Origin of the sequence: Pseudomonas rhizosphaerae, assembly GCF_000761155.1 — a bacterium.
Lineage (GTDB): Bacteria > Pseudomonadota > Gammaproteobacteria > Pseudomonadales > Pseudomonadaceae > Aquipseudomonas > Aquipseudomonas rhizosphaerae.
Genome location: NZ_CP009533.1, coordinates 1,377,334 through 1,401,950, shown reverse-complemented (window position 1 = coordinate 1,401,950; position 24,617 = coordinate 1,377,334). Strand labels below are relative to the sequence as shown.

Genomic DNA, 24,617 nt, shown 5'->3' with positions numbered 1-24,617 from the left:
AGGAGGCTCAGCCTGTCGCTATCAGGCCGGGCGGGCCTTGCCGAAGGTCAGCTTGCCCCAGACCAGGCCCAGCACCGCTGCCACCGTCGAGGCCGCCAATACACTGAGCTTGGCCGACGCCAGCAGGGTGGGGTCGGTGAAGGCCAGCGACGCGATGAAGATCGACATGGTGAAACCGATCCCGGCAAGCAGGCCGACCAGACCTACCCCACCCCAGGTGACGCCCTCGGGCAACCTGCAGATGTTCAACTTGACCAGCAGTACACTGGCCAGCAGCACGCCCAGGGGCTTGCCCAGCACCAGGGCGATCATCACACCGGCGAACACGTGCTGCGACATCGCATCGCTCAGGTTGGCCCCATCGAAACTCACCCCGGCATTGGCCAGGGCGAACAGCGGCATGACCCCGAAAGCCACCCATAGGTGCAGGCCAACCTGGACCCGCTGCACTGGCGGCAGCACCTCACGTTGCGCATCTCGCAACTGGCGAAGAGGCTCGGCCACGGCATCGCGGTTGTCGCTGCCGGGCGTGAAGCGCTCCATCAACTCGTTGAAGTTGCGGCGAATGACGTCCACCGGACGCTCGGCCATCGGCTTGGAATAGACCGGCGTCATCAGGCCCAGGATTACCCCGGCGAGAGTGGGATGGACGCCGGTCTTGAGCAGCCCGAACCAGACGATCGCACCCGGCAGCACATAGGCGTACGCCTTGCTGATGCCCATGCGCTGGAACACCAGCACCAGCAGCAGCCCCGCCACCGCCACCAGCAGGCCGAGGTAGTCGAGGCTGGCGGTATAGAACACCGCAATGATGAGGATCGCCACGATGTCATCGATGATCGCCAGCGCCAGCAGCAGGATGCGTACGCTGGCCGGGATCGACTTGCCCAGCAGTGCCAGCACGCCCACGGCAAAAGCGATATCGGTCGCGGTCGGTACCGCCCAGCCAGCGCTGGCGGCAGTTCCATGGTTGAGCGCGAAGTACAGAAAGGCCGGCATCAGCACGCCGCCCAGTGCCGCACCCAGGGGCAGGGTTGCCAACTGCATGTTGGCCAAGGCACCGTCCTTGATCTCCTGGCGTATTTCCGCACCTACCACCAGAAAGAAGATGGTCATCAGGCCATCATTGACCAGGAAGTGCAGCGAGCGCGACACGCTGAAATCGCCCAGCCCCAGGGTGACCTGGGTGTGCCAGAAGTGGTCGTAGGAGTCGCCCACCGGGCTGTTGGCCCAGACCAGTGCAGTGATGGCGGCGAGCAGCAGCACGATGCCGCTGACGGCCTCGATGTGCGAGAAGCGTTCGAGCGCCGCCAGCGCGCGCTCGGTAAGCAGTTGCGGGCGGGGAATGGCAGGCAGGGCCGGTTTGTTTTCGGACACGGGACGTCTCCGTTGGCGGCCCGACCAACGCTGAACTTTAACCTGCGCCGTACCCTATGCAGCGGCGCACCCGCGGCGATGATAGAAACCCTGCGGCCAACTTGCAACGCATCATCTCAATCAGGCACCGGGGTTGGCATCAAGGTGGCGATCAGCGCGCGGACCGTGCCCGGCAATGCCTCCAGTTCACGCACCAGAATGCTGCGCTCGCGCACCGCCCAGGGCTCGTCCAGCTCGATGGTCACCAGGCGCATGGTGCGGCTGTGCCGCAAGGCGGCGGATTCGGGAATGATGCCGATGCCCACGCCTGCCTCGACCATTCGGCAGATCGCTTCGAAGCTCGACACCTGGATACGCAGCGACAGCCCCTGGCCGATCCGCTCGACGTGTTCGCGCAGAAAGCTGAGCAGCGTGCTGCCTTCGTGCAAGGCGATGTGTTGGAACGCCAGGGTCTGTTTCAGGCTGATGCGCTTGCACTGGGCCAACTCGTGACCCACGGGCACGGTGAGCACCAGGCGGTCGGTGCTGAAGTGCATCACTTGCAGGCCCGCTGCCTCTACCGGCCCGGCAATGATGCCCATGTCGGTGCTGCCGTCGAGCACGCCACGGACGATGTCGCGCGACAGGCGCTCCTGCAGGTCGACGCTCACACCCGGACGTTCGGCGAGAAAACCGGCCAGTACCTCGGGCAGGAATTCGGTGACCGCCGTGGTGTTGGCGAAAATGCGAATGTGCCCCGCCGAATCGGCGCCCAAATGGGTGAAATCGGCCTTGAGGTAGTCGACCTGGCGCATGATCAACCGCGCGTGCACCAGCAGCTTCTGCCCAGCGGGGGTGAGTTCAACACCACGGCTGTCGCGGTACAGCAGGCGCGTATCGAGCTGCTGTTCCAGCGCCTTGATCCGCGCGCTGGCGGCCGCCGGCGACAGGAACGCCCGTCGCGCGCCCTGGGTCAGGCTCGGCGATTCGCCGATATGGATGAAGAGGCGCAGGTCGGCCAGGTCGAAATGCATGTCGGGATCCTACCTTCGGGCGTTCGGCAAATATGAACGCCGCCTTACGCAAATGCAAATTCACAGAATGCCTTGCGCCTCGCATCATCGCGTCACAACGACAACGACAGAGGCCGCCCATGAGCGCTTCAGATTCAGCCACCGACTACAGCGCCTGGGTGGGCCGTACCGAGCAGGCGCACGATGTGCTCAGCCAGAACATGGTCCAGCGCATTGCCGCGACTTTCGGCGAACCTACGCCCAAAGACGGCGAGCCACTGCCGCCCCTGTGGCAGTGGTGCTTCTTCCAGGCACCGGTCGCGGAAAGTGGATTGGGCACGGATGGGCATCCGCTGCGCGGTGGCTTTCTGCCCGCCGCCGACGGCCGCAACCGCATGTGGGCCGGTGGCCGCCTCGAGTTCATCGAGCCGCTGAAAGTCGGCAGCGCCGCCGAGCGGGTTTCGACCATTCTGCGCATCGAAGAAAAGCACGGCCATACCGGCGCCTTGCTGTTCGTCACGGTGCGCCACGACTACAGCCAGGAGGGTCGCCTGTGCTTGCGCGAAGAGCAGGACATCGTCTACCGCGAGCCGAACCCGCCCAAGCTGTCCAGCGATCAGGCACCGCTCGCCGCCCAGTGGGGCGAAACCGTGACGCCGACCCCGACCCTGCTGTTTCGCTATTCGGCTGTCACCTTCAACGGCCACCGGATTCACTACGACCACCCCTACGTGACGGGCACTGAAGGCTATGCCGGCCTGGTGGTGCACGGGCCGCTGATCGCCACCCTGCTGTTGCGCAGCTTCGTCCGCGCCAATCCGCAAGCGCGTGTGCGCCATTTCGCCTACCGCGGCGTGCGGCCGCTGACCGTGCCCACTCCGTTCCAGGTCGAGGGTTGCCTGCTCGAACCCGGCAAGGCGCGTCTGTGGGCTGGTAACGAGGCCGGCGTCGCCCAGAGCGCGGACGTCACGTTCGACGCTGTCCCTGCCCGCTTGCCACAGTCCGGCCAGTGACGGCTATCCAACGATTCCAACGATTCCGACAATAACGACTTCGAGAACCGCCATGCCTGCCTACGACGAAGAAGACCTCAATGCCATCCGCGAAGGCGTGCGCGCCTTGTGTGCCGAGTTCGATGCCGCCTACTGGCGCAAGATCGACGAAGAAAAGGGTTTTCCCGAAACCTTCGTCAAGGCCCTCACCGACGCCGGCTGGTTGTCGGCAATGATCCCCAGCGAATACGGCGGCTCGGGCCTGGGCCTGGCCGAAGCCTCGGTGATCCTCGAGGAAGTCAACGCCTGCGGCGGCAACTCAGGAACCGTGCACGGCCAGATGTACAACATGTTCACCCTGTTGCGTCACGGCAGCGAGGCGCAGAAACGCCATTACCTGCCCAAGCTGGCCAGCGGCGAGCTGCGCCTGCAATCGATGGCCGTCACCGAACCGACCACCGGCACCGACACCACCAAGATCAAGACCACCGCCGTGCGCCAAGGGGACAAGTACGTCATCAATGGCCAGAAGGTGTGGATCTCGCGGGTGCAGCATTCGGATTTGATGATCCTGCTGGCACGCACCACGCCGCTGGCCGAAGTCACGCGCAAATCCGAAGGGATGTCGATCTTTCTGGTCGATCTGCGCGAAGCCATCGGCAAGGGCCTGACCGTTCAACCGATCGCCAACATGGTCAACCATGAGACCAACGAGCTGTTCTTCGACAACCTCGAGCTGCCCGTCGACAGCCTGATCGGTGAGGAAGGCAAGGGTTTCCGCTACATCCTCGACGGCCTCAATGCCGAGCGCACGCTGATCGCCGCCGAGTGCATCGGCGATGGCCGGTGGTTCATCGAAAAGGCCAGCGCCTACGCCCGCGATCGGGTGGTGTTCGGCCGCCCGATCGGCCAGAACCAGGGCGTGCAGTTTCCCATTGCCGAGGCGCACATCGAAATCGAAGCCGCTGACTTGATGCGCTGGCGCGCCTGTAAGGAATACGACAGCGGCAAGAACGCCGGGGCCAGCGCCAACATGGCCAAGTACCTGGCCGCAAAGGCGTCGTGGGAAGCCGCCAATGCCTGCTTGCAAACCCACGGCGGTTTCGGTTTCGCCTGCGAATACGACGTCGAGCGCAAGTTTCGCGAAACCCGTTTGTATCAGGTGGCGCCGATCTCCACCAACCTGATCCTGTCCTACGTGGCCGAGCATCTGCTCGAACTGCCACGCAGCTTCTGAGGACCCGTCGATGAATGCTACTCACCGTTTGGCCACGTTCCTCGCCGACTTGCGCTATGGGGACATTCCGGAGCCCGTCCTGGCCCGCTGCGAGGACCTGTTCCTGGACTGGGCAGGCTCGGCGCTGGCCAGCCAGGGCGCCCACCCCATTCCCTTGTTCGAGCGCTACGCGCAGCGCATGGGGCCCAGCGACGGCCCGGCCAGAATGCTGGTCAACGGCCGCGGTACTTCGCCCTACTTCGCCGCCCTGGTCAACGGCGCCGCGTCGCACCTGGTGGAGCAGGACGACCTGCACAACAGCTCGGTGCTGCATCCGGCCACGGTGGTATTTTCCGCCGTGCTGGCTGCCGCCCAGGACCGCGGCAAGTCCGGGCGCGATTTGCTGCTGGCGTCGGTGGCCGGCTACGAGGCCGGTATCCGCATCGGCGAGTTCATGGGCCGTTCCCACTATCGAATCTTCCACACCACCGCCACGGTGGGCACCCTGGCCGCTGCAGTCGCCGTGGGCAAGCTGCTGGGGTTCGACCGCGAGCAGTTCATCAACCTGCTCGGCAATGCCGGCACCCAGGCTGCCGGGCTCTGGGAATTCCTGCGCGACGCCGCCGACTCCAAGCAGCTGCACACCGCCAAGGCCGCCGCCGATGGCTTGCTCGCCGCCTACATGACTGAAGACGGCCTGACCGGAGCACGCAACATCCTGGAGGGCGAGCAGGGCCTGGCGGCGGGCATGTCCAGCGACGCCGACGCCAGCCGCCTGGACGATCGCCTGGGCAGCCGCTGGGCACTGGCGGAAACCTCGTTCAAGTTCCACGCCTCGTGCCGCCATACCCATCCGGCCGCCGATGCCCTCCTGCACTTGATGCAGCGTGAAGGGCTGCACCACGAGCAGATCGCCAAGGTGGTCACCCGCGTGCATCAGGGCGCTATCGATGTCCTGGGCCGGGTGGTCAAGCCCAGCACGGTACACCAGGCCAAATTCTCCATGGGCGCGGTGCTGGGCTTGATCGCCGTTCATGGCAGCGCACAGCTGATCGAATTCCGCGACCTGGCGCTGACGGATGCGGCGGTCGACGGCTTCCGCCAGAAAGTCAGCATGGAGCTGGACCCCGAGGTCGACGCTGCCTACCCGGCGCGCTGGCTGGGGCGAGTCATCGTCACGACCACTGACGGCCGTACCTTGAGCGCCGCCATCGACGAACCCAAGGGCGACCCCGGCAATACCCTGTCGCGCCCCGAACTGGAAGACAAGTTCCTGCGCCTGCTGGCCTTTTCCGGTGCACGCACGCCGGCCCAAGGACAGGTGCTGATCGAGCGCATCTGGCAATTGCGCGACACCCAGACCTTGACCGATCTGATCTGACCCACAGGTGACCCCATGACCGATCTCAATCCGCGTCCGCTGGACGGCATCACCGTCATCAGCCTGGAACACGCCATCGCCGCGCCCTTCTGCACGCGTCAACTGGCCGACCTGGGCGCACGCGTGGTGAAAATCGAACGTCCCGGCAGCGGTGACTTCGCCCGCGGCTACGATCAGCGGGTCGACGGCCTCGCCTCGCATTTCGTCTGGACCAACCGTTCCAAGGAGAGCCTGACCCTGGACCTCAAGCAGCAAGCCGCCGATGCCGTGTTGCACGGCCTGCTGGCCAAGGCCGACGTGCTGGTGCAGAACCTGGCGCCGGGAGCGGCGGCGCGCATGGGGCTGTCGTTCGAGGCGTTGCAGGCGCGGTATCCGCGGCTCATCGTCTGCGACATTTCCGGCTACGGCGAAGGCGGTCCCTACGAGAAGAAAAAAGCCTACGACCTGTTGATCCAGAGCGAAGGCGGTTTTCTCTCGGTGACCGGCGGCCCCGGCGAAGACGAGCGAGCCAAGGCTGGCTGCTCGATCGCCGACATCGCTGCCGGCATGTACGCCTACACCGGGGTGCTCTCGGCATTGATGCTGCGCGACAAGACCGGGGTCGGCAGCCGCATCGACGTGTCCATGCTGGAAAGCCTGGTGGAATGGATGGGCTACCCGCTGTACTACGCCTACAACGGCGCACCGCCGCCCGCCCGTGCCGGTGCGGCACACTCGACCATCTATCCTTACGGGCCCTTCCCCGCCGGTGACGGCGGCACCGTCATGCTCGGCCTGCAAAACGAGCGCGAGTGGGCGCTGTTCTGCGAGAAGGTGCTGCTCGACGCGCCGTTGGCCGCCGACCCGCGCTTTTCCAGCAACTTCGAACGTTCGCGTCATCGCGATCAACTGCGGCAGATCATCGTCGACAGCTTCGCGGCGTTGTCGGTCGAGCAGGTGCTGGAGCGCCTGGACAGCGCGCAGATCGCCAATGCCCGGGTCAACGACATGGCTGGGGTCTGGGAGCATCCGCAACTGGCCGCGCGTGACCGCTGGCGCCAGGTGGACAGCCCGTCCGGCAAGCTCCCCGCCCTGCTGCCGCCGGCCAGCAATACAGCGTTTGCGCCGCGCATGGATGCGGTCCCCGACCTGGGCCAGCATACCGCAGGCATTCTTGACGAGCTGGGTTACTCCGCCGAGCAGCAGACACACATGGCGGCATCCGGCGTGATCTGATTCCCCGCCAACTCACTATCGGGAACCTTGAACCATGCCGATACCTAACCTTCGCTCGGCCCTGTTCGTGCCGGGCAGCCGCCCTGATCGGTTCGCCAAGGCCCTGGCCGCGGGCGCCGACGCGGTGATCGTCGATTTCGAGGACGCCGTCGAGGAAGGCCTCAAGCGCCAGGCGCGCGAGCATCTTTCGCACTTCCTGGGTCACACCGAAACGGCCCGCGTGATGGTGCGCGTCAACGCCCCCGGCCATGCCGAACACGCCAGCGACCTGGCTTTCTGCGCCAGCCACCCAGGTGTCGTCGGGGTGATGTTGCCCAAGGCCGAAACCCGCGCTCATCTGACCACGGCCAGCCAGGCCGGCAAGCCGCTGTGGCCCATCATCGAAAGCGCCCGAGGTCTGTTGGCGCTGGAGACCATCGTCAATGGCCCCGGCGTCGAGCGGCTGTGTTTCGGCAGCCTGGACCTGGCCCTGGACTTGGGCCTCCACAGCGGCACCCCAGCGGCAGAAGCCTTTCTCGACCAAGGCCGCATGAGCGTGCAGCTGCATTCACGCGCCGCCAACCTGCTGCCACCACTGGACGGGGTGTTCGCCGCCCTGGACGACGCGCCGGGGTTGCAGCGCGCCATCGAGCACGCGCGCAACCTCGGCTATGGCGGCGCACTGTGCATCCATCCGCGTCAGGTGGCGGTGATTCATGCGGCACTGGCGCCCAGCGTCCAGGATCTGGAATGGGCCCGTGCCGTACTGGCGGCCAGTGCCGCCGCCGGGGGTGCGGGCGCTTTCCAGCTCGACGGCCAGATGGTCGATGCGCCGGTGTTGCAGCGCGCCAGGCGTTTGCTCGACACCCTGCAGCGATAAGACCGCGCGCCGGCGTTCGGTAGCGCCGAACGCCGGGTTACGCAAATACAGATTTTCGGCACGGCGTCGATTAAGCGATCCTGAAGCTGAAAACACGCCTACGCTGCACAGGGCCGGTCGACTCGACACAGCCGCCCAAAAATGGATTGTCCTACAACAATAACAAGGTGATCTCCATGTTCAAGCTGACCCAGGCGCTGCTCTGCGCCGCCGCCGTTTCGATGGCAACCCTGGCCCAGGCCGCCGATCCCGTCGTCATCAAATTCGCCCACGTGGTGGCGGAGAACACGCCCAAGGGCCAAGGCGCGCTGATGTTCCAGAAACTGGTGGCCGCCGATCCCAAGCTCAAGGACAAGGTGAAGGTCGAGGTCTATCCCAACTCGTCGCTGTTCGGCGACGGCAAGGAGATGGAGGCGCTGCTGTTGGGCGACGTGCAGATGCTCGCGCCCTCGCTGGCCAAGTTCGAGCACTACACCAAGCAGGTGCAGATCTTCGACCTGCCGTTCCTGTTCGATGACCTGGCCGCAGTCGACCGTTTCCAGCAAGGGCCCCAGGGCAAAGCGCTGCTGACCTCCATGGACGACAAGGGCATCCGCGGTCTGGCCTACTGGCACAACGGCCTCAAGCAGCTGTCGGCGAACAAGAAGGTCATCCTGCCCAAGGATGCCCGTGGCCTGAAATTCCGCGTCCAGGCGTCGAGCGTACTCGAAGAGCAATTCAAGGCGATACGCGCCAACCCCCGCAAGATGAGCTTCGCCGAGGTCTACCAGGGTCTGCAGACCGGCACCGTGAATGGCACCGAGAACACCTGGTCCAACTACGAGAGCCAGAAGGTCCACGAAGTGCAGCCCTTCTTCACCGAGACCAACCACGGCTTGATCGACTACATGGTCATCACCAATTCCAAGTTCTGGAACGGCCTGCCCGACGATGTCCGTAACGAGCTGCAGACGCTGATGGACCAGGTCACCGTCGAGGTGAACAAGCAAGCCGAAGCGCTGAACCAGACCGCGCGGCAGAAAATCATCGACGCCAAGACCAGCGAGATCGACCCACTCACTGCCGAGCAACGCCAGCAATGGCGCGAAGCGATGCGCCCGGTGTGGGACAAGTTTTCCGAGCAGATCGGCCCCGACCTGATCAAGGCCGCCGAAGCCTCCAACAAAGCCTCGTGAGGGGCTGACCCGTCCCCTGCACTGGCTTGGCTACGGCCGCCGGTGAAGCATGCGCGGCTGCCCGCTCGCCGGCGGCCGCTCTCTTGACGCTCGGAGAATCCCTATGCAATCGCTCAGGCAAGTCTGGGAGCATTTCGAGGAAGGCATGATCGCCTTCCTGCTGGCTGCCATGACGCTGGTGACGTTCGTCTACGTCGCGCTGAACAACCTCTACACGATATTCTACACCCTCAGCGACAAATGGGCGTGGAGCAGCGACCTGTTCGCCGGCATCGGCGACCACCTGATGGGCTATGCCCAGGAAATGACCTGGAGCATCGCCTTGACCAAGGCGCTGTTCGGCTGGTTGATCTTCTTCGGTATCGCCTACGGCGTGCGCACCGCCGGCCACCTGGGAGTCGACGTGCTGGTGAAGAAAACCAGCAAGCCTGCGCAGCGCATTCTGGCGATGATCGCCTGCGGCTGCTGCCTGGTGTACGCCGGCCTGTTTCTGATCGCCAGCATCAAGTGGGTGTCGGCGGTGCTGGTCGCCGGCATCGGCGCCGAGGACCTGGATCGCTACGGCATCCAAATCGGCCATATCGCACTCATCGTGCCGATCGGCTTCGCCCTGATCATCGCCCGCTACCTGGAAATCATGTACCGCATCTATACCCATCGGCAGACAGGACTGGGCCTGGCCGACGAAGCGGCAGAAGCCAGCAAACTGGCCAACCCTGGCGAGGAGCACCGCTGATGACCGTTATCTGTCTGTTCCTGCTGCTGTTCGTGTTCATGTTCCTGGGCGTGCCCATCGCTATCTCCCTGGGCCTCTCCGGCGCGGTGTCCATTCTGCTGTTCAGTCAGGACTCGCTGAGTTCGCTGGCGATCAAGCTGTTCGAGACCTCGGACAGCTACACCTTTCTGGCGATTCCGTTCTTCCTCTTGTCTGGCGCCTTCATGACCACCGGGGGCGTCGCGCAACGGCTGATCGATTTCGCCAACGCCTGCGTCGGCCACATTCGCGGCGGCCTGGCGATTGCTGCGGTGCTGGCGTGCATGCTGTTCGCCGCCTTGTCCGGCTCCTCCCCCGCCACCGTCGCGGCGGTAGGCTCGATCGCCGTAGCCGGCATGGTGCGCTCCGGCTACCCCCGCGAATTCGGCGCCGGCATCATCTGCAACGCCGGTACCCTGGGCATTCTCATCCCGCCCTCGATCGTGATGGTGGTGTATTCGGCGGCGACCGAAACCTCAGTCGGCAAGCTGTTCATGGCCGGTGTGATTCCGGGCATCCTGCTGGGCGTGATCCTGATGGTGGTGATCTACATCGTCGCCCGGATCAAGAAACTCCCAGCCCAGCCACGCGCTACCTTCCGTGAATGGCTGACCACCGCACGCCGCGCCTTCTGGGGTCTGCTGTTGCTGGTGATCATTCTGGGCGGCATCTACAGCGGCATGTTCACCCCGACCGAAGCGGCCGCCGTCGCGGCGGTGTACTCGGCGTTCATCGCCCTGTTCGTGTACAAGGACATGCGCCTGGCCGAGTGCCCGAAGGTGCTGCTCGAATCCGGCCGCCTGACTATCATGCTGCTGTTCATCATCGCCAATGCCATGCTCTTCGCCCACGTGCTGACCACCGAACAGATTCCCCAGCAGATCACCAACTGGGTGCTGTCGGAAGGACTGACGCCGCTGGGCTTCCTGATCATGGTCAACATCGTGCTGCTGGTGGCCGGCAGTTTCATGGAGCCCTCGGCGATCATCCTGATCCTGGCGCCGATCTTCTTCCCGATCGCCATGGAGCTGGGTATCGACCCGATTCACCTGGGCATCGTCATGGTGGTCAACATGGAAATCGGCCTGGTGCATCCGCCGGTGGGCCTGAACCTGTTCGTGACCTCAGCGGTAACGGGCCTGACCCTGGGCCAGACCATCCGCGCCGCCCTGCCCTGGCTGTCGATCCTGCTGATGTTCCTGCTGCTGGTCACCTACGTGCCGTTCCTCTCCCTCGCCCTGCCCAACTGGCTGGGCATGCCGTAGCGACCCGCGTTCGCCGGGTCTCTCGGGACCCGGTGAATTACCGCTGGCTGGCGAGCAAGGCTTCTTGCAGCTCACCCGAAGCGCCATACAACGGCACATGGCCACGCATGAGTATCTGTGTGCTGCGGCGGTAGGCGGCGCTGCGAATCTGCAGGTGGCGGTCGTCCAGTGCGGCGACCACGGTGGTGTCCAGGCGCCCGGCAGGGTTTTCGATGCTGACGTGAATGTCCGCGAACGCCGCGCCGGGGACGGCGATGTCGGTGGCGACGCGGTGGGCGGTGGTACCCGGGATCAGGCAGGCTGCCGCCAAGCAGCAGCCGCCGGACACCGCCATGGAGGCGTGGCCGGTCTGCGGCGTGAAGTAGCGCACGGCAATATGGCCGCCCTCGCGCGGCGCGGCGACGATGCAGATTTTGGGGATGGTTTCGCTGCGCGCCAGTTCGTCCTCGGTCATGAGCACACCGTCCTTGCGGCGCAGTCCCATCTTCAATCCGGCCTGGGTCCACAGCGTGCGCAGCGTCGCCATGAACGCTGCATCGGCTGCGAGCGCGGCAACGGGTTCATGACCGGTCTTGCCCAGGCTGCGGGCCTCGACGATGACCATGGGCACTGCCACGTCCACGCAGGAGACGTCGATGCCGGCCACGTTGTCGACCACCGCGCCCGTTGGCAGCAAGGCGCCGGTCTTGTTGCCGACCGGCGCATGCAGAAACAGGTCGACCGCAGGGTAGTCGCCCATCACGCCGGGAATCCGCGCCAGGAGAAAGCCCTCCTGTGCATCGCGCTGCATGCGCGCCGTGGTGATGACACCGGTGTTGGTGTTGCGGATATCGACTTCGCAGACGCCATCGGCCGCGGCTTCCAGCAAACCCATGTCCAGGGCCCACAACAACAGCGCGCTGGACATGTTGCCGCAGTTCACGCTCCAGTCGACCTCGGCATGGTCGCTGGCCAGTTGCGCCAGGGTGCTGACCAGACGCAGCTGGCCATCCACGCGTTCGGTGTTCATCACGAACACCTTGTTGCTGGTGGCCGGGCCACGGCCCAGGCCGGTGATCTGGCGGTTGCCCGGCTGGCTGCCTGAACTGGGCACGCCCATCAGGTGACGCAACAGTTGCTCGCGCAATGCCATATCGGCCGGCAGCAGCGGCTCCCACAGCACCACCCCGGTCGACGTCCCGCCGCGCATGTAATGCACTGGAACCTCGACCGCGCCAAGCCTGCGCCGCGAATGCCAGCCGCTTTCCAGTCCTGCGCCAGCGAGGATGACATCGTTCATCGACAACTCCTGTAGGGCCCGCCGCACCGGGTAAGGGTCAGGGCGCCATCAACTCGCGGACCCTGGACGCCAGGGTGTCCATGGCGAACGGCTTGGTCAAGACCTGCATGTCCGGGCCGAGGTAGCCATTGCCGATCGCGGCATTTTCCGCGTAGCCGGTAATGAACAACACCTTGAGATCGGGCCGCACCTCGCGCCCGGCATCGGCCATCTGCCGACCGTTCATGCCGCCCGGCAGCCCGACGTCGCTGATCAACAGATCGATACGAACATCCGACTGCAGAAGTTTAAGGCCCGCCAGGCTGTCGGCCGCCTCGATCAAGGTGTAGCCCAGATCGCCCAGCACGTCGTTGAGCAGCATGCGCACGGTTGGCTCGTCGTCGACGATCAGGATGGTTTCCCCGGCATGGGCCGCCGCAGCCAGCGACTCGCGGGTCTCCGGCACTTCGTCGTCGACCTCGCCGTAGTAGCGTGGCAGGTAGATGCGCAAGGTCGTGCCCTGCCCCACCTCGGAGTAGATCCGCACCTGGCCACCCGACTGCTTGGCGAAGCCGTAGATCATCGACAGGCCAAGGCCCGTACCCTGACCGATCGGCTTGGTGGTGAAGAAGGGGTCGAATGCCTTGGCGATGACGTCGGGGGACATGCCGGTACCGGTGTCGGTCACACTGACCGAAAGGTACTGCCCTTCGGGAATGTCGTAGCTGCGTGCAGCCTCGCGGTCCATCCAGCGGTTGGCGGTTTCGATGGTGATGCGCCCGCCATCGGGCATGGCATCGCGGGCATTGATGCACAGGTTCAACAGGGCATTTTCCAGCTGGCTGACATCCACCAGCGTCGTCCACAGGTTGGTGGCACCAACCGTTTCGACGCGAATGCTGGGCCCGACCGTGCGCTGGATCAGCTCGGTCATGCCTTCCATCAGCGCGTTGACGTCGGTGGGGCGCGGATCGAGCGTCTGGCGGCGGGAAAAGGCCAGCAACCGGTGCGTGAGCGCCGCCGCGCGCTTGGCGGCGCCCTGCGCGGTGCTGATGTACTTGTCGGTTTCCATCCAGCGGCCCTGGGCGATGCGCGTGCTCATCAACTCGAGCGCGCCGGAAATGCCGGCCAGCAGATTATTGAAATCATGGGCCAGGCCACCGGTGAGCTGGCCCACCGCTTCCATCTTCTGCGACTGGCGCAGCTTCTCTTCGGCCTGGATCAACTTGACCGTGCGCTCGGTCACGCGCTGTTCGAGGGTGTCGTTGAGCGCACGCAGCGCCGACAGGGCGCGATCGCGCTCGGCCTCGACCGAGCGACGCGCCTCGACGTCGATCAGCACGCCTGGAAAACGCAGCGGCTTGCCCTCGGCGTCGTTTTCGACACGGCCATTGGCCTCGATCCAGTAGTAATGGCCGTCGGCCCGGCGCACGCGGTACTGATGGGAATAACTGCCGCCGCGCTGGATCACCTCGGCAATGGCCGCACTGAGCCCTTCGCGGTCATCGGGGTGCACGGTGGCCACGACGGTTTCCAGGCTCAAGCCCTCGCGACCCAGTTTTGGATCAAGACCGAACGCAGCGGCAAACCCCTCGTCGACCGCAAAACGATCGGTCGGCAGGTGCCAATGCCAGGTGCCGATGATCGCGCCGGCGGCCAACGCCAACTGGACCCGCTCGACGTTCTCGCGCGCCACGGCCTCGCTGACGCGCAGGCGTTCCTGGGCGTTGCGTCGCTCCGTGACGTCGCTGAAAATCACGGCGATCTTGCGTTCGTCGGCAGGACCGACCTTTACCGCGCGCACGTCGAACCAGCGCTTGAAGGCCTCGGCGTAGTTCTCGAAAGTGGCCGGCTCGCCGGTCTTGGCCACATGGCCATAGGTGTCGAACCAGAACTGTTCCAGGTCGGGTGCGAATTCGGTCACCCAGCGACCGCGCAGGTTGACACCGGCCTGACGTTCGAAAGCCGGGTTGGCTTCGAGGAAACAGTAGTCGACCGGTTTGTCCTGGGCGTCGAACTTGACTTCGACGATGGCGAACGCCGACTCGATGGTCTCCAGAATCTTGCGGAAGCGCTCCTCGCTCTGCCGTAGCGCGCTTTCGGCAGCGCGCACTCGGGTCAGGTCGAGCATGGCGCCGATCATGCGCACTGCCTGGCCCTGGGCATTGCGGATGACATGTCCTCGGTCGAACACCTCGGCGAACGTCCCGTCATGGCGCTGAAACCGGTATTCGCCGGACCAGGCCGACTGACTGCCGTCGATCACGGCATGAATGGACTCATCGACCTGCGCACGGTCGTCGGGGTGGATATGCTCGATCCACCAGTCGCCGGTCGGCTCGACCAAGGCCAGGGGGTGACCATAGGCTTGCTCGAGGGCCTCGTTCCACACCACATGGTTGCCGCTCAGGTCCCAATCCCAGATTGCATCGTTGGTGGCCTTGACGGCCAGGCGGTAACGTTCCTGGGTTTCCTTGAAGCTTTCGAGCGCCGCGCGTTCACGGGCCTGGCTGTCGGCTTGCGACAGGCGTTCGGCATCACTGGTGGCGACGGTAGAATGCGCAATCGAGGCTTGCAGTTGTTCCAGCGCGCTCTGGGTCTGTGCGTCGTGCAGGTTGAAACCAGCCGCTTCCATCAGCCGGCGGAGCCGCTCGACCTGGGACACATTTGCCACGTTTGTGGTGTGATTCAGAACGCCTCCCACGACCCTGTCAGGGTGATATCGACCTGTTACTTCATTGTGCCAGTTAGGCCTTGGGCCGGCAGCACAGTTCCCGCAACGAGCGCTGCTGAAAAAAACCATCGGTCTCGACTTCGCCGCCTGTCGCTGTCGGACATTTCGGATGTTATCAATAGATGCTGTTGCACTGAAGAACGGGCAGGCTAATAAAAGCGGGGAGGGAGTTGCAAGAAGAGAAGTGGGTTCATGTGACGGGAATAATGGCAGGGGCGGCTGGATTCGAACCAACGCATGGCAGGATCAAAACCTGCTGCCTTACCGCTTGGCGACGCCCCTGTATCCGGTGCAAGAAAGCCAGTTGCTGGCCTCTGCATGAACGAGCGGGAATTTATCAGGTTTCTTTCCGACAGGAAACCCCAATTGCAATAAATATTCTTGAAAAACAGCTGGTTGCTTTCCAGCAGTATTGCTCTCAGTTACCAGACCCAACTGGATGAACTGTCAGGGCCTGCGCCAAGTCCTATCTTCATCGCACACTTCCCGCGCCCAGCGCGCATCGCCGAGCACACCAGGAGGCACACTGCATGAGCCCTACTCCCTACGTCCCGCCCAAGGTCTGGACACACGACGCGGAATCCGGCGGCCAGTTTTCCAAGACGAACCGCCCCACCGCTGGCGCCACCCATGAGCAGACCCTGCCCGTAGGCAAGCACCCGTTCCAGCTGTATTCCTTGGCGACCCCCAACGGCGTCAAGGTGAGCATCATGCTCGAAGAACTGCTGGAACTGGGCCACGCCGACGCCGAGTACGACGCCTGGCCGATTCGCATCGGCGAAGGCGATCAGTTCTCCAGCGGGTTCGTCGAGATCAATCCGAACTCGAAGATCCCGGCACTGGTGGATCACAGTGAAGGTGCCGGCGTGCGGGTGTTCGAATCAGGCTCCATCCTGCTGTACCTGGCGCAGAAGTTCGGCGAGTTCCTGCCCACCGACGTCGTAGCGCGTACCGAGGCCATGAACTGGCTGTTCTGGCAGATGGGTGCGGCACCCTATCTGGGTGGCGGCTTCGGGCATTTCTATGCCTATGCGCCGGAAAAGCTGGAATACCCGATCAATCGCTTCACCATGGAAGCCAAGCGTCAGCTGGATGTGCTGGACAAGCGCCTGGCACAGGCGCGCTACATCGCCGGTGACGAGTACACCCTGGCCGACATCGCCATCTGGCCCTGGTACGGGCAACTGGTGCGCGGCAATCTGTACGACGCGGCGCAATTTCTGGCGGTCGAGGAATACACCCACCTGCAACGCTGGGCCGAAGAAATCGCCCAACGCCCCGCCGTGCAGCGCGGCCAACGCGTCAACCGCACCTGGGGCGATGAAGCGACCCAAGTCCCCGAGCGCCATAGCGCCGCCGACTTCAAATAACCCAACCCCCGGCTTGCACCGCCCCTGTAGCAGCGGCGCAAGCAGCGTCCGGCCCCACCGCAATACGCCTGACACTTCGCATGTGACGCCGACGCGGCTTGCGCCGCTGCTACACGGCGGCGTAGAAGGGGTTCATGCTTTGTGCAATGCATCGCCATGGTGAAGGGCCGAATGCCCGGTCTTGTCGCTCTTGACCTCGTACTGCGGCTCGTCCTTGGACGCCGGGCGGTGCTTGCCCATGAATTCAACATCCTTGACATGAACCTTGGTCACCTTGCCGTGGATCTCCCCCGCTTCGGAATTCCAGCGCACCGCATCACCGACCTTGAATGCATTGCTCATCGTCTGACTCCTCATGTGATGAAAAACCTCTCAAGCAAATGAGTACGGCACGCCTCATTGATTCCCTCCACTTGCCGATTCACTGCCCGGACGGCGCCGCACGCAGGGTGAACTCGGTGATCTCCGAAGGCACGCCCAAACGGATCGGAAAGCCGTTCCACAAGCCGCTGCCATTGCTCACATACAGCTGCAGCCCGGCACGACGATAAAGCCCTGAAACGAACCCTTCGTTGGCCTTGGCCACCACTTGATCGAATCCACGGATCATGCCGCCATGGGTGTGTCCGGAAAGCTGCAGGTCGACCCCGGCGGCGATCGCTTGATCGATACCGGCCGGGCGATGGTTGAGCAGCACGATCGGCACATTCGCCGGAGCCCCGCGCAGGGCCAGGTCCAGGTCCGGCGCACTGCCGCCATACTGGGTGGCGACCTTGTCGGTGATACCGGCGATGACCAGTTGCCCGCGGGCGTCATCGATCACCTCATGCTGATTGATCAGGCTGTGCATGCCCGCCTCGCGAAACTTGGCCATCCAGCCTTCGTTGCCGAAATAGTATTCATGATTGCCGGGGATCGCGATCACGCCAGCACGGGCACGCAGCTGCGCCAGAGGCCTCACATCCGTGGCGCGCGCCTGCAAGGTGCCATCGATGAGGTCACCGGTGATCACCACCAGGTCTGGCGCCAGGGCGTTGCTGCGCTTGACCACCGCTTCCACCCAAGGCTCGGGAAACAGCACACTGATGTGCAGGTCGGACAGTTGCACCAGCCGGAAGCCGTCCATTGCCGGCGCCAGCCCAGGGATCTGCAGTTCGACCTGACGCACTTCCGGCACGCGAGTGGCCTGGGCCACACCGAAGCCTGAGACAGCCACCGCCAGCGCGGCCACGGCATAGCGCCATCTGGCCAGGGCATGGCGAGGCAAGGCGCGGCGACGGGCCAGACGAGTCACTAGGATGCCCACGTCGAGCAGCAGCACGAAGACGAACAGCAAGGCGAATGCCGTGAAGGCCCATCCAGCTGAATAGGCCACCCAGTACGGCACTTCAGGCGAGTACATGGTCCCGGTAAACGCCAGGATCAGCATGTGGTACTTGGAGGCCGCGAGCAGTACCAGACCGATCAGCAAACGCCAGCCTGCGGCCAGGGGCAACGGGTAGACGAAACGCAGCGCAACGTACAGAAAAGCGACAGTCGCATAGATATGAAACACGGCTATTCCTCATGGTCAGTGGCACTCTGACAGCCGGCCCCTTCGATGGTTTGTCAGTGAGTTGCTACAGAACGTGTGCAGACGCAGCGTGCCCCTCTGCCAATCTCCGTGGGAGCGGTCAGCGGCCGCGAAAAGAGCTTCGCGGATCGACTGCTGCTCTGCGGTACCTTTTTCGCGGCCGAGGACCGCTCCCACAGGGCATCTCCAGACGAACATATCGTGTCGGTACCAAAGCCCTCTGCGATGCTGGGACTGCTGATCGTCAACTGTCTGGAAACGGAATGGACAGCAACCACTCGCGGAAGGCCACCAGCGACGGCAGTTGCTGATTGTGGGTGGGATACGCCAGGTAATACCCGCGACCGCTTTCCATGGGCTCGAACAGGGTCACCAACTCGCCCTGGGCGATTTCGTCCTGCACTAGAATGCGCGGCACCAGGCCGATGCCGATCCCGGCAATGACCGCCTGAATCAGATGCGCGGTGTGCTCGAAGCTCGGCCCCAGGCGTAGGGTCGACGAACCGACCAGGCCGACACTGGCGAACCAGTCGGACCACGCGTGGGGGCGCGACACCACGCCCAGCAACAATTGCCGGGCGGCGTCCTGCACCGACACCTGGGCATGAGCGGGCATGGCCTTGGGGCTGGCCACCACCACCAGTTTCTCCGAGAGCAGCCGGTGCGCCACATAGCCCGGCCACTGCCCCGACCCCGCGCAGATGATCGCGCTCATGTCCTGTGCGCCTTGGGACAGGTCACCACCCACGATCCGCGAATGAATATGGACAAGGCTGCCGGGGTGACGGCCGTAGAAGTCGCCCATCCGCGGCAGCAGCCACTTGGATGCGAACGTCGGCAGCACCGCCAGGTGCAACGTATCGGCTTCGCTGCGGTGGGAAATGGTCTGCAGGGTAGCGCCACGGATGCGCGCCAGGGCCCCCGCCAGTTCGTGCTGGTACAAGGCGCCCGCCGCGGTCAACTCGATACGCTTGCCGTCGCGCCTGAACAAGGCCACTTCCAGCAGTGCCTCGAGTGCCTGCACCTGCCGGCTCACCGCGCTCTGGGTCAGGGCCAGCTCAGCCGCCGCGCGGGTGAAACTGCCGTGGCGGCCGGCTGCTTCGAACGCCAACAGCAATGACATGGAGGGGGTAAGCCGTCTGGGGTTCATTCATGGAGCTCATGCAAAGAACGAAGGATATACGTTTGCCAGGTTGCCCCGTGTTGGTGAAAATACGTCCCTACACGTCATGTTACAAGGGCCAGGACGGTCATAACCGCCTACCCGACCGTCATCCGCTCTGGCTGTTACCAGCCTGCGCATTTCGAATGCACATTGATCTCTCACGCCGGATCCCGACTGCCATGATCGCCGAACTGTCCCGCCAGAAAGCCCCCATGCGCCCTACCAGGCTCTGCTGCGCGAACTTGCAAACGCAGGTTTCCAAGGCGAGATCGTCGAGGACTACGGCATGCGCACGGTGCTGGCCACCGACAACTCGATCTATCAGCGCCGCCCCCAGGCCGCCGTGTTTCCCCGAGACGAGGCCGATGTGCAAGTGCTCGCTCGCCTGGCCAGCCAGTCGGAACACCGTGCTGTGGTGCTGACCCCGCGCGGCGGCGGCACCGGCACCAACGGCCAGTCGCTCACCGATGGCCTGGTGGTGGACCTGTCCCGGCACATGAACCAGGTGCTGGAGATCAACGTCGAAGAGCGTTGGGTGCGGGTGCAGAGTGGTGTGGTCAAGGACCAGCTCAACGCTGCTCTCAAACCCCACGGGCTGTTCTTCGCCCCCGAGCTGTCGACCTCCAACCGCGCGACCATCGGCGGCATGATCAACACCGACGCCAGTGGCCAGGGCAGCTGCACCTACGGCAAGACACGCGACCATGTGCTGGAACTGACCACCCTGCTGCTGGGTGGCGAGCGCCTGCACAGTCACAGCCTGGAAGCGTCGCAGTTACAAGCCAACCGCGCGGGCGACGGCCGCATCGCCGAGGTCTATCAGTGCGCAGCAACCATCGCCGACGAGCAGGCCGAACTGATCGACGCGGTCTTCCCCAAACTCAACCGCTGCCTTACCGGCTACGACCTGGCCCACCTGCGCGAGGCCGACGGCCGCTTCAACCTCAACAGCGTACTGTGCGGCTCGGAAGGCTCACTGGGCTTCATCGTCGAGGCCAAGCTCAACGTGCTGCCGATCCCCAGGCATTCCATTCTGGTCAATGTGCGCTATGCCGGCTTCATGGACGCGCTCAACGACGCCAATGCCTTGATGGCGCACCAGCCGCTGTCGATCGAAACCGTCGACTCCAAGGTCCTCCTGCTGGCCATGAACGACATCGTCTGGCATGGCGTGGCCGAATACTTTCCCACCGACGCACAGGCGCCGACCCTGGGCATCAACCTGGTGGAATTCAGCGGCGACGACCTGAGCGTGGTCGAGCAGCGAGTCGAGCAGTTCATCGTCCACCTGCAGCAGGACACCACGGTGCAGCGCCTTGGCCACACCCTGGCAGTCGGCGCCCTGGCGGTGAGCCGCGTCTACGCCATGCGCAAACGCGCCGTGGGCCTGCTCGGCAACGTCCAGGGCGAAGCGCGGCCGCAGCCGTTCGTCGAGGACACCGCCGTGCCACCGCAGAACCTGGCGGCCTACATCGGCGAGTTCCGTGCCTTGCTCGACGGTCATGGCTTGCAGTACGGCATGTTCGGCCATGTCGATGCCGGCGTGCTGCACGTGCGGCCGATCCTCGACATGAAGGACCCGCGCCAGGCCGCGCTGATCCGGCCCATTTCCGACGAGGTCGCGGCGCTCACCCAGCGGCACGGTGGCCTGCTCTGGGGCGAACACGGCAAGGGCCTGCGCTCGCAATACGTGCCCGAGTACTTCGGCGAACTGTACCCGGCGCTGCAAGCGCTCAAGGCCGCCTTCGATCCGTTCAACCAGCTCAATCCCGGCAAGATCGCTACGCCAGCCAGTGTCGCCGACGCGCGCCTGACCCAGGTCGATGAAGTGACCCTGCGTGGCGAGCTGGACCGCAGCATCGACGAGCGGGTCTGGCAGAGCTACGACAGCGCGCTGCATTGCAATGGCAACGGCGCGTGCTACAACTTCGACCCGAACGACGCCATGTGTCCGTCGTGGAAAGCCACGCGCAACCGTATCCATTCACCCAAGGGGCGTGCCTCACTGATCCGCGAATGGTTGCGCCTGCAGGGCCTGCACGGGGCCAACGTGTTGCACAGCGCCAGTGGCAGCCTGTTCCAGCGTGCCCGCAACAGCCTGGCCCGGCGCATGGGCCGCGACGACTTTTCCCACGAGGTGTACGACGCCATGGCGGGCTGCCTGGCCTGCAAGTCGTGCGCGGGGCAATGCCCGGTCAAGGTCAACGTGCCGGAGTTCCGCGCGCGCTTTCTGCAGCTCTACCACGGTCGCTACCTGCGCCCGCTGAAGGATTACTTGATCGGTTCGCTGGAATTCAGCATTCCATACCTGGCGCGTTTCCCCCGCGCCTACAACGCGGTGATGTCCTTTACCCCGGTGCGTCAGGCGCTGCAGCACGTCGCGGGCATGGTCGACAGCCCGCTGCTCAGCCTGGTCGACTTCAATGCCCACTGCCGGGACTGGAACGTGCGCGCGGCGACCGCCGACCGCCTCGCCCGGCTGACCGCCGAGCAACGCCAGCGCAGCGTGATCCTGGTGCAGGATGCTTTCACCCGCTACTTCGACACACCGGTCATGGCCGACTGGCTGGAGCTGATCTCGCGGCTGGGCTTCGATATCTACCTGGCGCCCTTCGCCGCCAACGGCAAGCCATTGCAGGTGCAGGGCTTCCTCGGGGCGTTCGACAAGGCCGCCCGGCACAACGCGCAGTCGCTGCGCCAGCTCCAGGCCAGCGGCATTGCGCTGGTGGGCCTGGACCCGGCGATGACCCTGGTGTATCGCCAGGAATACGCCAAGACCCTGGGCCAGGAGCAGGCCCCCACCGTGCTGTTGCCCCAGGAGTGGCTGGCCCAGGTGCTGCCACAGACCGAACAGCCTGGGACCGGCGGGGTCTACCAGCTGTTGCCGCACTGCACCGAGAAAACCAACGAGCCGAACAGCATCACCCATTGGCAACAAGTCTTCAGCCGCCTGGGGGCGACCTTGCAGGTACTCGCCAGCGGCTGTTGCGGGATGTCCGGCACCTATGGCCATGAAGCGCGCAACGTCGCGACTTCCAAGGTCATCTATGGGCAGTCCTGGCAACCGCTGCTGGCCCGCTACCAAGGCACTGGCAATCTGCTCGCCGACGGCTACTCGTGCCGCAGCCAGGTCAAGCGTGAAGAAGGTCACACGGTCCGTCACCCGCTTCAGGCCCTGCTCGAGCACGTGAGAAAAAACACCGTTTGAGAACGTTGGCGAGCCTGACGCTGGCGGCTATGCTCGGGTAGACTAGCCGGCTAATCACCCGCGCATGCTCGCTTGCTCAAACAGGAATTCCACGGATGTCCGTCCAGGCTCGCAACAATGTAGTGGTTAAAGGCCAAGGGCCGCTGACGCTGGTATTCGCCCATGGGTTCGGCTGCGACCAGAACATGTGGCGACTGGTCGAGCCGGCGTTTGCCGGGCGCTACCGAACGGTGCTGTTCGACATGGTCGGCTGCGGCAAATCGGACGTCAGCGCCTACGATGCCGAAAAGTACTCGACACTGGCAGGCTACGCTCGCGACATCGTCGAGATCATCCGGGAATTCGGTGAGGGCCCGGTGGTGTTCGTGGGTCATTCGGTCGGCGCGATGGCAGGTGCCATGGCCGCCAACCTCAGCCCCGGACTGATCGGTGCCCATGCGATGGTCGGCCCTTCGCCTTCCTACATCAACGACCTCGACTACCCCGGCGGCTTCACCCGCGAGGACATCGACGCCCTGCTCTCGACCCTGGAAAACAACTACCTGGGCTGGTCCAGTGCGATGGCGCCGAGCATCATGGGCAACCCTGAAAAGCCGGAACTGGGCGCCGAGCTGACCAACAGCTTCTGCCAGACCGACCCGGACATCGCCAAGCGCTTCGCCCGCGTGACCTTCCTCAGCGACAGTCGCGCGGATGTACGCGAATTGAGCGGGCCGGTGCTGGTGCTCCAGTCTTCGGACGACTTCATCGCACCCAGGGCCGTTGGCGAGTACCTGACCGGTGTAATCGCTGACTGCCGCATGGTGGTCATCGAGAACGAAGGCCACTGCCCACACCTGAGCCAGCCTGCCGCCTGCATCGACGCCATCCAGACATTCCTGATGCACACCTGCGGCCACCTGAGCGCATGAGTGTCGAGGCCGTGGGCATCCCGGATGCCGAAGCGCTCTATCAGCAGGCCCCCTGTGCCTTGGTGCTCACCAACGACAAAGGCCTGATCCTCAAGGTCAACCAGACCTTCTGCCACTGGCTGGGCTACACCCATGAGCAACTGGTTGGCGTGCGCAAGCTGCAGGAATTGCTCACCGTGGGCGGTCGCATCTTCTACCAGACCCACTGGATGCCATTGCTGGTAATGCAGCGCTCCATCACCGAGGTCAAGCTGGACTTCCTCACCGCCGACGGCAAGGTCACGCCCATGGTGCTCAATGCCGGACGCCGCGAGCATCAGGGCCAGGTGTTCGACGAGGTATCGGCGTTCATCGTTGCCGACCGGATTCGGTTCGAACAGGAGTTGCTGCAGGCCAAGCGCCAGGCCGAGGATGCCCTGCAGCGCCACGTGGTACTCGAACGCGAGCTCAATCGCCAGCGCGAACTGGCTGTCGACCGCGCGCTATTTGCCGAACAGATGATAGGCATCGTCAGCCACGACCTGCGCAATCCGTTGCAAGTCGTGTCCATGGCCGCGCAGTACCTGCGCTCGCTGGACATGACCGAGCGGCAGAGCACCATGCTCAGCCACATCGGTGAGGCGACCGCGCGCTCCCAGCGTTTGATCAACGATCTTCTGGATTTCACCCAGGCGCGCATCGGCCAGGGCCTGGCTGTGAATCGCGCACCGGTACAACTGGATCGCGCCATTGCCGCCGCCGTCGGTTCGCTGCGCTTGCTCTATCCACACCGGGATATCGTCTTCAGTGCAAGCGACGAGGCCCTGTTCTGCCACGCGGACGCAGACCGCCTGGCTCAACTGCTGGGCAATCTGGTGGCCAACGCCATGACCTACGGCGACGGCACCAGCCCTGTCGAAGTGCGCGTGTCGGCCGCCCAAGGCACGGTCGAAATTGCCGTGCACAACGTGGGTGAGCCCATCGACGAGGCTGAGCTGGGTTCGATTTTTTCACCGATGACACGCGGCTCGGAACTGGGCCGAGAGGTGCGCAGCGTCGGCCTGGGCCTGTTCATCGTCAGCGAAATTGCCAAGGCGCATGGGGGTGTCGTCGAGGTGGTTTCCAGCGCGTTGGCCGGAACCACCTTCACCACCCGTTTTCCGGCATACGCCTCAGCCGGCTGACGACCGCGC

Annotated in this window: 19 protein-coding genes and 1 tRNA gene; 12 read left to right on the top strand and 8 right to left on the bottom strand. The window is 64.3% G+C overall.

What is annotated here, in order from left to right:
* Positions 1-21 precede the first annotated feature (21 nt).
* Positions 22-1,377, bottom strand: a complete 1,356-nt coding sequence (gene nhaA / locus LT40_RS06360; protein ID WP_043187802.1) for a Na+/H+ antiporter NhaA — start codon at positions 1,375-1,377, stop codon at positions 22-24.
* Between the two features lie 116 nt (positions 1,378-1,493).
* Positions 1,494-2,390, bottom strand: a complete 897-nt coding sequence (locus LT40_RS06355; RefSeq protein ID WP_043187799.1) for a LysR family transcriptional regulator — start codon at positions 2,388-2,390, stop codon at positions 1,494-1,496.
* A 119-nt stretch (positions 2,391-2,509) separates the two neighbouring features.
* Between LT40_RS06355 and LT40_RS06350 the strand changes: the two genes are divergently transcribed.
* The 8 genes from LT40_RS06350 to dctM all read left to right on the top strand — a co-directional run bounded on the left by LT40_RS06350 (position 2,510) and on the right by dctM (position 11,226).
* On the top strand, positions 2,510-3,382 hold the full coding sequence (locus LT40_RS06350; protein WP_052393275.1) for an HTD2 family dehydratase: 873 nt from the start codon (positions 2,510-2,512) through the stop codon (positions 3,380-3,382).
* A gap of 52 nt (positions 3,383-3,434) precedes the next feature.
* A complete protein-coding gene (locus LT40_RS06345) occupies positions 3,435-4,598 on the top strand; it encodes an acyl-CoA dehydrogenase family protein (RefSeq protein ID WP_043187796.1) in 1,164 nt (387 codons plus the stop codon).
* 10 nt (positions 4,599-4,608) lie between these two features.
* Positions 4,609-5,958, top strand: coding sequence for an MmgE/PrpD family protein (locus tag LT40_RS06340; protein WP_043187793.1), 1,350 nt, complete (start codon positions 4,609-4,611; stop codon positions 5,956-5,958).
* A 15-nt stretch (positions 5,959-5,973) separates the two neighbouring features.
* Entirely contained in the window at positions 5,974-7,173 is a 1,200-nt protein-coding gene (locus tag LT40_RS06335; protein WP_043187790.1) for a CaiB/BaiF CoA transferase family protein, read from the top strand.
* A gap of 34 nt (positions 7,174-7,207) precedes the next feature.
* The gene (locus LT40_RS06330; RefSeq protein ID WP_043187788.1) at positions 7,208-8,032 is read left to right on the top strand and encodes an HpcH/HpaI aldolase/citrate lyase family protein; all 825 of its coding nucleotides are present in this window, start codon (positions 7,208-7,210) and stop codon (positions 8,030-8,032) included.
* 176 nt (positions 8,033-8,208) lie between these two features.
* Complete coding sequence (locus LT40_RS06325; protein WP_043187785.1) at positions 8,209-9,207, top strand: TRAP transporter substrate-binding protein; 999 nt, start codon at positions 8,209-8,211, stop codon at positions 9,205-9,207.
* A 103-nt stretch (positions 9,208-9,310) separates the two neighbouring features.
* Positions 9,311-9,943, top strand: a complete 633-nt coding sequence (locus LT40_RS06320; RefSeq protein ID WP_043187782.1) for a TRAP transporter small permease — start codon at positions 9,311-9,313, stop codon at positions 9,941-9,943.
* Positions 9,943-11,226 (top strand): C4-dicarboxylate TRAP transporter large permease protein DctM, encoded by a 1,284-nt coding sequence (gene dctM / locus LT40_RS06315; RefSeq protein ID WP_043187778.1) that lies wholly within the window; start codon positions 9,943-9,945, stop codon positions 11,224-11,226. Before LT40_RS06320 ends, dctM begins: the two co-directional genes overlap by 1 nt.
* Before the next feature lie 37 nt (positions 11,227-11,263).
* On the opposite strand, the gene LT40_RS06310 is transcribed toward dctM, so the two are convergent.
* The 3 genes from LT40_RS06310 to LT40_RS06300 all read right to left on the bottom strand — a co-directional run bounded on the left by LT40_RS06310 (position 11,264) and on the right by LT40_RS06300 (position 15,500).
* Entirely contained in the window at positions 11,264-12,505 is a 1,242-nt protein-coding gene (locus LT40_RS06310; protein WP_052393272.1) for a PrpF domain-containing protein, read from the bottom strand.
* A gap of 37 nt (positions 12,506-12,542) precedes the next feature.
* Positions 12,543-15,119 (bottom strand): PAS domain-containing protein, encoded by a 2,577-nt coding sequence (locus LT40_RS06305; protein WP_420329683.1) that lies wholly within the window; start codon positions 15,117-15,119, stop codon positions 12,543-12,545.
* A 306-nt stretch (positions 15,120-15,425) separates the two neighbouring features.
* A tRNA-Gln gene (locus LT40_RS06300) sits at positions 15,426-15,500 on the bottom strand.
* Between the two features lie 248 nt (positions 15,501-15,748).
* On the opposite strand from LT40_RS06300, the gene yghU reads away from it, so the two are divergent.
* Complete coding sequence (gene yghU, locus LT40_RS06295) at positions 15,749-16,588, top strand: glutathione-dependent disulfide-bond oxidoreductase (RefSeq protein WP_043187775.1); 840 nt, start codon at positions 15,749-15,751, stop codon at positions 16,586-16,588.
* 132 nt (positions 16,589-16,720) lie between these two features.
* Here the strand turns inward: yghU and LT40_RS06290 are convergent, their stop codons facing one another.
* The 3 genes from LT40_RS06290 to LT40_RS06280 form a co-directional block, all read right to left on the bottom strand.
* Positions 16,721-16,930, bottom strand: a complete 210-nt coding sequence (locus LT40_RS06290; protein ID WP_043187772.1) for a hypervirulence associated TUDOR domain-containing protein — start codon at positions 16,928-16,930, stop codon at positions 16,721-16,723.
* 79 nt (positions 16,931-17,009) lie between these two features.
* Positions 17,010-18,143, bottom strand: coding sequence for a metallophosphoesterase (locus LT40_RS06285; RefSeq protein WP_043187770.1), 1,134 nt, complete (start codon positions 18,141-18,143; stop codon positions 17,010-17,012).
* A gap of 262 nt (positions 18,144-18,405) precedes the next feature.
* Entirely contained in the window at positions 18,406-19,311 is a 906-nt protein-coding gene (locus tag LT40_RS06280) for a LysR substrate-binding domain-containing protein (RefSeq protein WP_043187767.1), read from the bottom strand.
* 244 nt (positions 19,312-19,555) lie between these two features.
* Between LT40_RS06280 and ydiJ the strand changes: the two genes are divergently transcribed.
* The 3 genes from ydiJ to LT40_RS06265 all read left to right on the top strand — a co-directional run bounded on the left by ydiJ (position 19,556) and on the right by LT40_RS06265 (position 24,608).
* On the top strand, positions 19,556-22,534 hold the full coding sequence (gene ydiJ, locus LT40_RS06275; RefSeq protein ID WP_052393270.1) for a D-2-hydroxyglutarate dehydrogenase YdiJ: 2,979 nt from the start codon (positions 19,556-19,558) through the stop codon (positions 22,532-22,534).
* A gap of 95 nt (positions 22,535-22,629) precedes the next feature.
* Positions 22,630-23,445 carry an alpha/beta fold hydrolase gene (locus LT40_RS06270; RefSeq protein WP_043187766.1) on the top strand — a complete coding sequence of 272 codons (816 nt, stop codon included), beginning with the start codon at positions 22,630-22,632 and terminating at the stop codon, positions 23,443-23,445.
* Positions 23,442-24,608, top strand: coding sequence for a PAS domain-containing sensor histidine kinase (locus LT40_RS06265; RefSeq protein WP_043187764.1), 1,167 nt, complete (start codon positions 23,442-23,444; stop codon positions 24,606-24,608). The genes LT40_RS06270 and LT40_RS06265 overlap by 4 nt, the downstream gene beginning before the upstream one ends.
* Positions 24,609-24,617: the final 9 nt, after the last annotated feature.